11 protein-coding genes are annotated in these 13,706 nt (G+C 41.9%); 9 read left to right on the top strand and 2 right to left on the bottom strand.

Annotation, left to right across the window (positions count from 1 at the left end; genetic code table 11):
• Positions 1 to 5: 5 nt before the first annotated feature.
• Positions 6 to 890: an NAD(+) kinase gene (locus tag Q91_RS07425; RefSeq protein ID WP_015006269.1), complete on the bottom strand. Its 885-nt coding sequence runs from the start codon at positions 888 to 890 to the stop codon at positions 6 to 8.
• 422 nt (positions 891 to 1,312) lie between these two features.
• Here Q91_RS07425 and grpE point away from each other — a divergent pair, with 422 nt between their 5' ends.
• The 8 genes from grpE (at position 1,313) to greA (ending at position 12,597) form a co-directional block, all read left to right on the top strand.
• Positions 1,313 to 1,951 (top strand): nucleotide exchange factor GrpE, encoded by a 639-nt coding sequence (gene grpE / locus Q91_RS07420; RefSeq protein WP_015006267.1) that lies wholly within the window; start codon positions 1,313 to 1,315, stop codon positions 1,949 to 1,951.
• A gap of 68 nt (positions 1,952 to 2,019) precedes the next feature.
• A complete protein-coding gene (gene dnaK, locus Q91_RS07415) occupies positions 2,020 to 3,954 on the top strand; it encodes a molecular chaperone DnaK (protein WP_015006266.1) in 1,935 nt (644 codons plus the stop codon).
• Positions 3,955 to 4,057: 103 nt separating this feature from the next.
• Positions 4,058 to 5,188, top strand: coding sequence for a molecular chaperone DnaJ (dnaJ, locus tag Q91_RS07410; protein WP_015006265.1), 1,131 nt, complete (start codon positions 4,058 to 4,060; stop codon positions 5,186 to 5,188).
• A gap of 78 nt (positions 5,189 to 5,266) precedes the next feature.
• Entirely contained in the window at positions 5,267 to 6,073 is an 807-nt protein-coding gene (dapB, locus tag Q91_RS07405; protein WP_015006264.1) for a 4-hydroxy-tetrahydrodipicolinate reductase, read from the top strand.
• A gap of 164 nt (positions 6,074 to 6,237) precedes the next feature.
• Complete coding sequence (locus tag Q91_RS07400; protein ID WP_015006263.1) at positions 6,238 to 7,527, top strand: NAD(P)/FAD-dependent oxidoreductase; 1,290 nt, start codon at positions 6,238 to 6,240, stop codon at positions 7,525 to 7,527.
• A 140-nt stretch (positions 7,528 to 7,667) separates the two neighbouring features.
• Positions 7,668 to 8,801 (top strand): glutamine-hydrolyzing carbamoyl-phosphate synthase small subunit, encoded by a 1,134-nt coding sequence (carA, locus tag Q91_RS07395; protein ID WP_015006262.1) that lies wholly within the window; start codon positions 7,668 to 7,670, stop codon positions 8,799 to 8,801.
• Positions 8,802 to 8,881: 80 nt separating this feature from the next.
• A complete protein-coding gene (gene carB, locus Q91_RS07390) occupies positions 8,882 to 12,097 on the top strand; it encodes a carbamoyl-phosphate synthase large subunit (protein ID WP_015006261.1) in 3,216 nt (1,071 codons plus the stop codon).
• Positions 12,098 to 12,120: 23 nt separating this feature from the next.
• Positions 12,121 to 12,597: a transcription elongation factor GreA gene (gene greA / locus Q91_RS07385; RefSeq protein WP_015006260.1), complete on the top strand. Its 477-nt coding sequence runs from the start codon at positions 12,121 to 12,123 to the stop codon at positions 12,595 to 12,597.
• Here the strand turns inward: greA and yhbY are convergent.
• Positions 12,588 to 12,875 carry a ribosome assembly RNA-binding protein YhbY gene (yhbY, locus tag Q91_RS07380; protein WP_015006259.1) on the bottom strand — a complete coding sequence of 96 codons (288 nt, stop codon included), beginning with the start codon at positions 12,873 to 12,875 and terminating at the stop codon, positions 12,588 to 12,590. The two genes, greA and yhbY, sit on opposite strands and share 10 nt — an antisense overlap.
• 123 nt (positions 12,876 to 12,998) lie before the next feature.
• On the opposite strand from yhbY, the gene rlmE reads away from it, so the two are divergent.
• Entirely contained in the window at positions 12,999 to 13,619 is a 621-nt protein-coding gene (gene rlmE / locus Q91_RS07375) for a 23S rRNA (uridine(2552)-2'-O)-methyltransferase RlmE (protein WP_015006258.1), read from the top strand.
• The last annotated feature ends 87 nt before the right edge of the window (positions 13,620 to 13,706 follow it).

Raw genomic sequence — 13,706 nt, 5'->3', positions numbered from 1 at the left:
AAATTTTATGTTTGAGGAGCTTTGCTCCAGTCAAGTTTTACGCGCAGAATATTGAAAAAGTCATGATTCGTTGGGTGTAACAAATGAATTTTATTTTCATGGCGACTTATGTTTATAAGGTCATCTTCAAGGATACTTGGAAGAATGACGTTATCGCATGTTAGTTGCGCCTCGTGCTTATCTCGTTGGCTAAAGCGAATACCAATTTCGCTTTTTCCATCTACCACCAGTGGGCGGTTGCTCAAGGTGTGTGGGTTAATAGGAACCAGCACAATGGCATCCAGCGAGGGGTGCATTAGCGGCCCACCACCGGATAGTGCATAAGCTGTTGAGCCAGTTGGGGTTGCTATGATTAATCCATCAGAGCGCTGAGCATTCACAAAACGTTGATTAACATAGGTTTCAATGTCGATTAAACCAGGGGATTTTAATCGGTGAATGGCGACTTCATTGAACGCTGACTGTTCGTGAATAAGCGTATTGTTACGGATGATTTGAGTGTTGAGGATAATACGTTCTTCCTCATGGTAATGGCCTTCGAGGATTTGCCTTATTTGAACATTCATCTCTTCTGGTGATATATCAACCAAAAAACCAATGCGACCTAAGTTTATACCGACGAGAGGAACCTTTTTGTCAACCAAGGCGCGAGCAGCTGATAAGAGTGTCCCGTCACCGCCAATAGACATGATGAGATCACATTGGTCGGCTAATTCACTGATGCTCATGATGTGCTCAGAGGGCAATGAGATATGGTGAGCCGTTTCTTCATCAACAACGATGTTAATATTGGCGTCAATTAACAGCGTATATAATGCTTGAACTGTTGCAGATATATCCGTGGCATTAGGCTTGGAAATCAGCCCAATTCGTTTAAATTTTGTATTCATTTTACTCCTCAGTTGAAGGTAAAAGTTTACACGAAATGTAGCGATTTACACCAGAATCTAAATCTAAATGACGGCTTATTTACTGAGTGTCGGCATTTTAAGGATCAATTTGAATTTTACGCGTGCTAAGCGTGTGTTAGATATCCAATTTTAATTGCTGGAGATCATTTCTATTGCTTTATTGATAAGGTATGCGTTGCTGAATGCCACTCGACTGTTTGGCTTCTATACAAAGTGCCGAAGGGTGGAGTAATCGGTGAATTTTATGGCAAATTGGGCTTATTGTTTGGTTTTGCTGTAAAAGTTTTGGTTGGAACCTTGAAATTTAGAAAACTATCACCATTTAACTAAAACAGTTTATGCGCTTGCCTTAATGGTAAGTCGCTATCAATCAAATTTAAGTGTAAAAAAGAGGAAAGGCTATGGGGTCTGAAGAACAGACAGATCAAGAGAATATTGAACAACCAGCGGTTGAAACGGAAGAAAGTATTGTTGGTGAAATAGTAGAGGATGCATTGAAAGATGAGGCGGAAGGGGAAACTGCTGCCTCAGAAGAGGTTGATTTGCAGGCGGCGCTAGATGCGGCGACCACTCGTGCTGATGAAAACTGGGAAAAATTGTTGCTGGCAAAGGCAGAGGTGGAAAATATTCGCCGTCGAACACAAAAAGATATTGAAAAGGCGCACCGTTTTTCTGTTGAGAAGTTTGCTAAAGAGATGTTGCCAGTAGTCGATAGTTTAGAGATGGGGCTGGCATCAGTGGATGCAGCAGAAGGTGATGTTGTAGCCATAAAAGAAGGGATGGAGTTGACACACAAGCAGTTGCTAGCTTCGCTTGAAAAGTCCGGCGTTAAGCAAATTAACCCAGAAGGTGAAAGTTTTAACCCAGACTTACATCAGGCTATCTCTATGGTTCCAAGTCCTGATCATGAGCCTAATACGGTGATACAAGTCTTTCAAAAAGGTTATACGCTCAATGAGCGTTTATTACGTCCTGCAATGGTTATTGTGTCGCAACCTCAAGCACCTACAGAGACAAAGAAAATTGATGAGCAGGCTTGAAAATTAAATTTCACGCCCTTATATCGTAACTAACAGAATAGAATAAATTAAATTTCGGAGATATTTAAATGGCTAAAATTATTGGTATTGATTTAGGAACAACGAACTCGTGTGTTGCCGTATTAGATGGCGACAGCGCGAAAGTACTTGAAAATAGTGAAGGTGCAAGAACAACGCCTTCAATTGTAGCGTTTACAGCAGAAAGTGATGTGCTTGTTGGTCAATCAGCAAAACGTCAAGCGGTAACAAACCCATCAAACACAGTATTTGCTACCAAGCGCTTAATTGGTCGTAAATTTACAGATGATGTTGTGCAAAAAGACGTCAGCATGGTGCCTTATAAAATTCTAGCTGCCGATAATGGCGATGCTTGGATTGAAGCACAGGGTAAAAAAATGGCGCCGCCTGAAATAGCCGCGCGTATTTTAATGAAGCTTAAAAAAGATGCTGAAGCATATTTGGGTGAAGAGGTAACAGAAGCCGTTATTACTGTGCCTGCTTACTTTAACGATTCGCAACGTCAAGCAACGAAAGATGCAGGTAAGATTGCCGGTTTAGACGTTAAACGTATTATTAACGAGCCAACAGCGGCTGCGTTAGCTTATGGCATGGATAAGAAAAGTGGTGATCGTACGGTTGCTGTTTATGACTTGGGTGGAGGTACCTTCGACGTTTCAATTATTGAAATTGCTGAAATTGATGGCGAGCACCAATTTGAAGTGTTATCAACCAATGGTGATACATTCTTAGGTGGTGAAGATTTCGATTTACGTATTATCGACTTCCTTGCAGATGAGTTTAAAAAAGAAAACAGCGTAGATTTACACAACGACCCATTAGCACTTCAACGTTTAAAAGAAGCCGCTGAAAAAGCAAAAATCGAGCTATCATCTAATCAACAAACAGATGTTAACTTGCCTTACATTACGGCAGATGCGTCAGGGCCTAAACATTTGAATGTTAAATTGACACGTGCAAAACTTGAGTCTCTTGTTAATGATCTAGTTCAACGTACGGTCGCGCCTTGTGCAACAGCTGTTAAAGATGCTGGTTTATCAGCCTCTGAGATTGATGACGTGATCTTGGTTGGTGGTCAAACACGTATGCCAAAAGTTCAAGAAGTTGTTGCTGAATTCTTTGGTAAAGAACCACGTAAAGATGTTAATCCAGATGAAGCCGTTGCCGTGGGCGCTGCAATTCAAGCAGGTGTTTTAGCTGGCGATGTTAAAGATGTGCTTTTATTAGATGTAACACCACTTTCATTGGGTATTGAGACAATGGGTGGCGTAATGACAAAGCTAATTGAGAAAAACACGACTATTCCTAGTAAGGCGAGTCAAACATTCTCAACAGCAGAAGATAACCAAACAGCGGTTACTATTCATGTTCTACAGGGTGAACGTGAAATGTCATCAGGCAATAAATCTTTAGGCCGTTTCGACCTTCAAGATATACCGCCTGCACGTCGTGGTACGCCGCAAATTGAAGTGTCTTTTGATATTGATGCAAACGGTATTCTAAATGTATCTGCTAAAGATAAGGCCACAGGTAAAGAACAATCTGTTGTTATTAAAGCATCAAGTGGTTTATCTGATGAGGAAGTCGAAGCAATGATTAACGATGCTGAAGCGCATGCTGAAGAAGATAGAAAATTGCATGAGCTTGTGACTGTTAGAAACCAAGCGGATGGCATGATTCACGCAACTGAACAATCCATTGAAGAAATGGGTGATAAGGTTGATGCCTCTGAAAAAGCAGATATTGAAGCGGCTATTGCGGACCTTCAAGAAGCTATTAAAGGTGACGACAAAGAAGCGATTGAGCAAAAAACTGAAGCCTTAACAACATTGTCTGCTAAGTTAGCTGAAAAAATGTACGCTGATGCAGGCGCTGAAGGGGCGGCAGAAGGCGCTTCTGCTGAAGCAAAGTCTGACTCTGATGCAAATGCTGATGATGTCGTTGATGCTGAATTTGAAGAAGTAAAAGAAGACGATAAAAAATAAGCCTTAAAACATTAGTTTTAAGTTACTTAACTATAGCCCGTGTTGGGCTACGACATGGCCGCCGATTTATCGGTGGCTTTGACGTATTAAAGGTTTGAGAGTCATGGAAAAAGCAGATTTTTACAAAACACTAGACGTTGCTCGAAATGCCAGTGAGCGCGAAATAAAAAAAGCATATCGACGTTTGGCGATGAAGTATCATCCGGATAGAAATACTGATAACCCAGATGCCGAGGCTAAATTTAAAGATATTCAAGAAGCATACGCTATTTTAAGTGATGAGCAAAAACGCGCCGCTTATGACCAATTCGGTCATGCGGGCGTGGATCCTTCTATGGGTGGCGGCAGAGGACACTCTGGTGGCGATTCATTTAGTGATGTATTTGGCGACGTTTTCGGCGATATATTTGGCGGTGGTGGAGGCGGTCATCGTAGCCAAGTGACTCGTGGTGCGGATTTACGCTATAACTTGGATTTGTCTTTAGAAGAGGCTGTTTTTGGTATGGAAACCAAAATAAAAATCCCTACTTCTGTTAGTTGTACGACTTGTAAGGGTACCGGTTCTAAAAGTGGTAAGTCAGGTGTTTGTTCATCATGTGCTGGTCATGGTCAAGTGCGTATGCAACAAGGGATGTTTTCTGTTCAACAAACTTGTCCAACGTGTCATGGGTCAGGATCGCAAATTACAGACCCTTGTGGTAAATGTCGGGGTACAGGGAAAACTAAAGAGCAAAAAACATTATCGGTAAAAATTCCTGCCGGTGTTGATACTGGCGATCGTATCCGCTTGGGTGGTGAAGGAGAAGCAGGAGATCATGGTGGGCCTGCTGGTGATTTATATGTTCAAGTTAATGTTCGTGAACATGCCATATTTACACGTGATGGTGCAAATTTGTATTGCGATATGCCCATTAGCTTTGCAACAGCAACACTTGGTGGCGAACTTGAGGTGCCTACCTTGTCTGGAAAAGTTAAATTAAAAGTTCCGCCCGAAACGCAAACAGGTAAGTTATTTAGGTTGCGCGGTAAAGGTGTTAAGCCTGTAAGAGGAGGACCTGTCGGGGACTTAATGTGTCGCGTTAATGTTGAAACGCCAGTTAGTTTAACAGCTGAACAAAAGGCGTTGGTTGAACAGTTAGAAGCATCATTTAAAACGGGTGGCACTAAGCACAATCCACAAGAGCATTCGTGGTTAGGTGGTGTTAAAAGTTTTTTTGACAAAATGAAGTCTTAACAGGTTTAGAGTTTCTATAAAGTAAAATAAAGGCTGTAGTGATGTGTATAGCCTAGGTGATGTTGATAAGGGGAAAAGATGACAAAAATAGCGGTATCTGGCGCAAGTGGCCGAATGGGACTTAACTTAATTAAAGCGTGCCAACAAAATAAGTTGGCAACACTGGGTGTCGCTATTGAGCGTGATGGCTCTCCTGCAATCGGTAAAGATGCAGGTGAAATGGCAGGGTTGAGCCAGCAGCAAGTTCACGTTGTTTCAGATTTTTCAAACCAAGCGCCTAACTTTGATGTTTTAGTTGACTTTACTCGGCCTGAGGCTTGTTTGGATAAGGTGTCTTTTTGTCAGTCACAGAAAAAAGCAATCGTAATTGGCACGACCGGATTTAGCGAGGCGGATAAAGCGCAGATAGTGTCAGCGTCAAAAAATATCCCAATTGTGTTTGCGCCTAATATGGGTATTGGTGTCAATGTAACGTTAAAACTTTTAGAGTTGGCGGCAAAAGCAATCGGCCAATCTGTTGATATTGAGGTGATTGAAGCACACCATAAGCATAAAGTGGATGCGCCATCCGGGACTGCTTTAAAAATGGGCGAAGTGGTTGCAAATGCAATGGGTAAGGCATTAGATGAGTGTGCAGTTTATGCGCGCGAAGGTATTACTGGTGAGCGTGAAGAGGGAACCATTGGTTTTTCTACCATCAGAGGTGGGGATATTGTAGGTGAGCACACTGTTATGTTTGCCGATGAAGGTGAGCGCATTGAAATCAGTCATAAAGCAACAAGTCGAATGACTTTTGCTACTGGTGCAATCAGGGCGGCTTGTTGGCTTGCCGATCAACCTCCTGGCTTATATGACATGCAAGACGTACTAGGTCTGAAAGATTAAATGCCGTCTTTTGTATTGATAGTTTTCTGTTAATATTTAAAGATAACGTAAGGGTTTATGTAAATACTGTTATAAGAATCAGTAATAAAGCAGGACATCAATACTGTTGGGAGCTGGTAATTAAAAGTATAAAGCCGGATGCCGACACATAGGAGAGAAAAGTAATGTCACAAGTTAAAACAGTTGAGCCGGCGCAGGCTTCATCGAATATTAAAAAGTACGTTCTGATTGGTGCTGGGCCAGCCTCTGTGAGGGCAGCAGAGACGCTGAGAAAAGCCGATGCAAATTGTTCAATCACGATGATTGGTCAAGAAAAAGAGTCACCATATTCCCGTATGGCGTTGCCATATTACTTAAGTGGAATGATACAAGATACGGGCACGCACCTTAGAAAAACAGCGGGCCATTTCGATGATTTGAATATTAACCATGTTATTGCAAGGGTTGAAAAGGTAGAGACTAAAAGCCATCAGGTTGTTATTGATAGTGGTGATGTCTTTGAGTATGACAAGTTGATGATTGCGACTGGTTCGCGTCCTGCAAATTGCCCTTTCCCGGGATCGGAAACAGATGGTGTGGTGAATTGTTGGACATTAGCGGATGGTCGACGAATACTTGATTCAATTAAACCAGGCTCTAAAGTAGCTTTATTAGGGGCTGGCTTTGTTGCCTCTATTATTATTGAGGCAATGCTAAAAAAAGGCGTTAATCTGACTGTTATGCTGGGGCGTACTGGCTTTATGGTTAGCCGGATGATGGATGAAACCGCAGGCAAAATGATTCAGTCTTGGTGTGAAGCAAAAGGGGTGGAGATGATCCTGCCCAGTAGTATTAAATCAATTGAGCCTGGCCCAGCTTTGAAGCGTGATGACGACAGCTTAACTGAATACGATTTGATTATTGTTGCAACAGGGGTTTATTCAAATATTGAGTTTTTAGAAGGCAGTGGTATTGAAACGGATAACGGTATTCTTGTCGATGCGGGGCTGCATACCAGTGTTGAAGATGTTTTTGCTGCTGGTGATGTTGCTCAGGGGCCAGACTTTTCAACAGGTGGAAATTCAGTGCACGCTATTCAGCCAACAGCCGTTGATCATGGGCGGATAGCTGCGGTTAATATGATGGGTGGTAACTCTACCTATAAAGGTAGTTTAAGCATGAATGTTCTTGATACATCTGGTTTAGTATCAACTTCATTTGGCAGTTGGGGCGGAGTAGAAGGTGGTGACAGTGCAGTTTTGCTAGATAAAGATAACTATAAATATATTCGTTTAAACTTTAAAGATGATTTGCTGGTGGGTGCTATCACAGTTGGTCGTACGGATTTTATTGGTGTTATGCGAGGATTGATTCAATCGGAAATACCTTTAGGGGAATGGAAAGAAAGGTTAAAAGAAGACCCCACGCTAATAATGAATGCGTATTTGTCGAAATCGCTGGATGTCGCAAAATAATTTGCTAAAAAATATGCTCGTGTTGGAATGGACAATGAGGCACTTAATCCAGTAAAATTCGCGGTCATACATATTAACAATCAAAACGGGTGGTGCCAGTAAAGGTTCTTCCCGTTTTGTATATCTAAAGGTGGTGTAATTTGTCTGACAAAGCGATACTGGTTCTCGAAGACGGTAGTGTGTTTCACGGCCAATCAATTGGCGTTCAAGGCCTGACAACAGGCGAAGTTGTTTTTAATACGTCGATGACGGGTTACCAAGAAATTCTCACTGACCCATCCTATTCACATCAAATTGTAACGCTAACGTACCCGCATATTGGTAATGTTGGCGCAAATGCTGAAGATGAAGAGTCTGCCGCAGTTCATGTGCAGGGCTTGGTTATTAGGGATTTACCGTTACTGCATAGTAATTGGCGTTCAGAAGAGTCCTTATCTGCATATTTAGCTAGAAATAATATCGTTGCAATTGCTGATATTGATACGCGTAGGTTGACAAGAATTCTACGTGAAAAAGGCGCGCAACGAGGCTGTATCATAGCCGGTGAGGAAGTTGATGAGGCGCATGCCTTAGCATCAGCAAAAGAAGTGACGCCACTTAAAGGGCTTGATCTTGCGCAGCTGGTGTCCTGCAAAAAACCTTATGACTGGACAAGCCCAGTTTGGCAGTTAGGGCAAACAAGCAAGACTGCAACGAAGAAAGCAAACTACAAGGTTGTCGCGTATGACTTTGGCGTTAAGCGAAATATTCTTAGGTTGTTGGTGGAGTCGGGCTGCGAAGTCTGTGTTGTACCAGCGAAAACGCCAGCTTCAGAGGTGTTAGCAATGTCACCAGATGGTGTGTTTTTATCAAATGGCCCCGGCGATCCAGAGCCATGTGATTATGCCATTGAGGCCATCAAAACTATTTTAAAAGAGAAAGTCCCCGTATTTGGTATCTGTTTAGGCTATCAATTGTTGGCGTTAGCCAGTGGTGCCTCAACAGTAAAAATGAAATTTGGTCACCATGGCGCTAACCATCCGGTACAGGACTTAGTAACGCAACGGGTTATGATCACTAGTCAAAACCATGGCTTTGCTGTGAATGCGGATTCTTTGCCAGCTAATTTAAAGGCAACGCATACTTCATTATTTGATAAGAGCCTACAAGGGATAGAGCGAACGGATTGCCCCGCATTTGGATTCCAAGGGCACCCAGAAGCGAGCCCTGGTCCGCAAGATATTGTGTATCTGTTTGACCGGTTTACGACAATGATGGACTCATATAAAGCTTAATTAAGCGAGCGGTCAATGAAAACGTTGACACCCTTTTGTGTACACCTGGCAATTAGCCATAAAAATTTATAAAGAGAATTATGCCAAAAAGAACCGACATAAAATCCGTTTTACTATTAGGTGCAGGCCCTATTGTTATTGGTCAGGCTTGTGAGTTTGATTATTCAGGAACGCAGGCTTGTAAGGCGCTAAGAGAAGAAGGTTATCGCGTGATTTTGGTTAATTCAAATCCAGCGACAATCATGACGGACCCCGAAACAGCCGATGCAATTTATATCGAGCCGGTTGATTGGCAGACGGTTGAAAAAATTATTGAAAAAGAAAAGCCAGATGTGCTGTTACCAACGATGGGTGGGCAGACGGCACTTAATTGTGCGCTAGATTTGGATAGGCATGGCGTGCTTGCAAAACATAATGTTGAAATGATTGGCGCGTCAAAACAAGCAATAGATAAAGCAGAAGATAGGGATCTGTTTAAAAAGGCGATGACTAAAATCGGTTTGTCGACGCCACGTTCATTTGTTGCACATAATATGGAGCAAGCATTTGAAGCCTTGGATGATATCGGTTTTCCAACAATTATTCGTCCATCTTTTACGATGGGTGGTAGTGGTGGCGGTATTTCATATAACCGAGAAGAGTTCGTAGAGATATGTGAGCGAGGTTTGGACTTATCACCCACTAATGAGTTGTTGATTGAAGAGTCCGTCTTAGGTTGGAAAGAATACGAGATGGAAGTGGTACGTGATCGTAAAGATAACTGTATTATTATTTGTTCCATTGAAAATTTTGACCCAATGGGAGTGCATACAGGGGATTCTATTACGGTTGCCCCCGCCCAGACATTAACCGATAAAGAATATCAAATTATGCGTAATGCATCGATCGATGTATTGCGTGAAATTGGTGTGGATACAGGCGGGTCTAATGTTCAATTTGCCATCAATCCAGAAAATGGTGCGATGATTGTGATTGAAATGAACCCACGAGTTTCCCGTTCATCAGCGTTAGCCTCAAAAGCAACGGGGTTTCCTATTGCTAAAGTGGCTGCAAAATTGGCGATCGGTTACACCTTGGATGAACTAAGTAATGAAATAACAGGGGGCGCAACACCCGCATCATTTGAGCCGTCTATTGATTATGTTGTTACGAAAATTCCTCGCTTTACCTTTGAAAAATTTCCAATGGCAGATGACCGTCTTACTACGCAGATGAAATCTGTCGGTGAGGTAATGTCTGTAGGGCGAACATTTCAAGAGTCACTACAAAAAGCCTTACGCGGGCTTGAAACAGGTAAGAATGGATTAGACCCAATCGTTGATTTAAACGAAGAAGGGGTTGATGCTATTTTAAGGCGTGAAATACAACAACCAGGTGCTGATCGTATTTGGTATTTGGCAGATGCGTTTAGGAAAGGCTTTGGTTTAGAAAGTATTTTTGAGCAAACAAAAATTGATCGCTGGTTTTTGATTCAAATAGAAGATTTGTTAAATGAAGAAGCTGTTTTATCAAACAGTGAGCTTGCTTCAATTGATAATTTAACAATGTATCGATTGAAACGAAAAGGTTTCTCAGATGCGCGATTAGCTGCTTTACTGGGCGCTAAAGAAAGTGCCGTAAGGGCAGCCCGACACGAGATGAATATTCGCCCTGTTTATAAACGGGTTGATTCTTGTGCAGGTGAGTTTTCGTCTTCTACAGCTTATATGTATTCTACTTATGAAGAAGAGTGTGAATCACAGCCAAGTGACCGTGAAAAGATTATGGTATTGGGTGGCGGCCCAAACCGTATAGGACAGGGAATCGAGTTTGATTATTGTTGTGTCCATGCAGCGTTGGCAATGCGTGAAGACGGGTATGAAACCATTATGGTTAACTGTAACCCTGAAACGGTATCAACTGATTTTGATACCTCAGACCGTTTGTACTTTGAATCGTTAACACTGGAAGATGTGCTTGAAGTCGTACACCTTGAAAAGCCAAAGGGCGTGATTGTTCAATACGGGGGTCAAACACCGCTAAAACTAGCGGAAGATTTAGAAGCTGCAGGCGTCCCAATTATTGGAACATCACCGGAAGCTATTGATCTGGCAGAAGATCGTGAGCGTTTCCAACAATTAGTTGAAAAGCTAGGGCTTTTACAGCCACCTAATAGAACCGCGCGAAATCCAGAACAAGCCGTACTTCATGCAGAAGAAATTGGTTATCCGCTAGTTGTAAGGCCATCATATGTATTGGGTGGTCGTGCGATGGAAATCGTTTATAACGAAGCAGAACTTCGTACATATATGCGAGAAGCAGTTAGTGTTTCAAATGATTCACCGGTGTTATTGGACCGTTTCTTAGATGATGCTGTTGAAGTCGATGTAGATGCTATTTTCGATGGTAAGGAGTTGTTAATCGGCGGCATTATGGAACATATCGAGCAGGCGGGTGTTCACTCGGGCGATTCGGCCTGCTCATTACCTCCATTTGATTTGAGTCAGCAGGTGCAAGATAGAATGCGTGTACAGGCTAAAGACCTTGCTCGTGAATTAGGCGTTGTCGGTTTGATGAATATTCAATTCGCTATTAAAGGGGATGATATTTATATCTTAGAAGTAAACCCCCGTGCATCACGCTCAGTTCCTTTTGTATCGAAAGTGACGGGGTACCCGTTAGCGAAAATTGCAGCTCGTTGTATGGCAGGGCAGTCATTAGCAGATCAGGGCACCACTCAAGAAATCATTCCTAAGTATTTCTCGGTTAAAGAGTCGGTTTTCCCCTTTGTTAAATTTCCTAATGTAGATCCGTTATTAGGCCCTGAGATGAAATCAACAGGTGAAGTGATGGGTGTAGGGGATACATTTGGAGAGGCATTCGGTAAATCACAGCGTGCTGCTGGTATTGAATTATCAAATAAAGATAAAGTATTGTTTAGCGTTAGAGATGCTGACAAAGATAAAATGATTAATTTAGCCAAAGTATTGGTTTCACGCGGGAAGCAAATACTGGCTACAAAAGGGACGGCAGATGCCTTAAAGGCAGCTGGGGTTGAATGTGAGCTAGTCAACAAGGTTAACGAAGGCCGTCCTCATATTGTAGATGTGGTTAAAAATGAACCTATTCAGCTAATCGTTAATACCACAGAAGGTAAACAAGCGATTCTTGATTCATTTTCAATCCGTCGTGAATCGTTACAAAATAAGGTGACATATTGCACTACTATGGCGGGTGCTAAAGCGACAATTGATGCATTAGCAGATATTACTGTGAAAGAAGTCAGAGAGCTTCACGCATTGCAAGCACGTCATTAAGTTGTAAAAATTAAGGATTATTTATGAGTAAGGTACCATTAACTAAAAAAGGCGCAGAAAGCCTTAAAAAAGAATTGGACGAGCTAAAAAATGTAAAGCGTCCTAAAGTGACCGAAGCGATTGCTGATGCTCGCGCGCACGGTGATTTAAAAGAAAATGCTGAATATCATGCGGCCAGAGAAGAGCAGGGCTTAATAGAAGCACGGGTTCGTGATATTGAAAGCAAATTAGGAAATGCACAAATTATAGACGTTTCTACCATGGACGCTAACGGCAAAGTTATTTTTGGTTGTACCGTTGAGCTAGAAAATATCGAGACAGAAGAGTTGGTTGTCTATACGATTGTTGGCGAAGATGAAGCAGATATAAAGAAAAACTTAATTTCCTATGCATCCCCTTTTGCAAAAGCATTGATAGGAAAGGAAGAAGGGGATGTTGCTGAGGTAAGAGCGCCTGGTGGAGTCACAGAGTTTGAAATTTTGGATGTTCGTTACGAATAAGCTTTTTTATCTTGGTTTTCTCTGTAAAAAACAGCCATAAAACCAATGCTTTGAATGAGTTCTGAGGCGGTTTTATCAGCAATCTCTTGAATGATCGCTTTTTTGTCATCTCGATCATCAGCAGACACTTTTACCTTAATCAGCTCGTGGTGCGTGATCGCAGACTCAATCTCGTCTAATACATTACTGGTTAGGCCAGACTGACCTAGACGAACAACAGGCTTTAAAGAGTGTGCGTGTGCCTTTAGTTTCTTTTTTTGCTGATTTGATAATGCCATAGTGTTTCATTAAATTCTGTTAAGTTAGGTCGCGCATTCTACACTTAAAAGATACAAGAAGGTGCGTCTGTTTTGTAGATGTACCTATGTTAACAGTGGGTAAACAAATAATAATGCAAAGGTATGACCAAGCATAAAAACAAACAAAAGTGGCTGGATGAGCATTTTAACGATGAGTATGTAAAAAAAGCTCAACAAATGGGGCTTCGTTCGCGCGCCGTATTTAAATTAGAAGAAATTGACAAAAAAGACCGGTTATTGAGGCCTGGACAAATTGTGGTGGACTTAGGTGCCGCGCCGGGTGGTTGGTCAGAATATGCCATAAAAAAAATCGCAGGCGATGGGCGAGTCATCGCGTTAGATTTATTAGATATTGATCCTATTGATGGTGTTGACTTTATTAAAGGTGACTTTAGTGACGACGAGGTTTTTGAGCGCTTACAAAACTTAATCGGTTATCAAACAGTCGATATAGTGATGTCTGATATCGCGCCTAATATGAGTGGTAGTAAGGCGATTGATCAACCAAAATCCATGTATTTAGCAGAATTGGCATTAGATTTTGCAAAAAACAGTTTAAATAGCCGGGGCTCGTTTTTGATAAAGCTGTTTCAAGGTGAAGGGTTTGACCAGTATGTTCAAGAGGCTAAAAAAGTTTTCTCGACAGTACTGATTCGCAAACCCAAAGCTTCACGCGCACGTAGTCGAGAGGTTTACCTTTTGGCAAAGGGCTTGAAATTGTAGTAATCTAACCCCATAAATTACTGAATGAATTTTAAAAATAACAGTTTAATTGAGCACTGTCATAAACATCACGAGGGAGTAACACTT

The organism is Cycloclasticus sp. P1, from assembly GCF_000299965.1.
GTDB lineage: Bacteria > Pseudomonadota > Gammaproteobacteria > Methylococcales > Cycloclasticaceae > Cycloclasticus > Cycloclasticus pugetii.
This window is presented reverse-complemented; position numbering and strand designations above follow the sequence as displayed.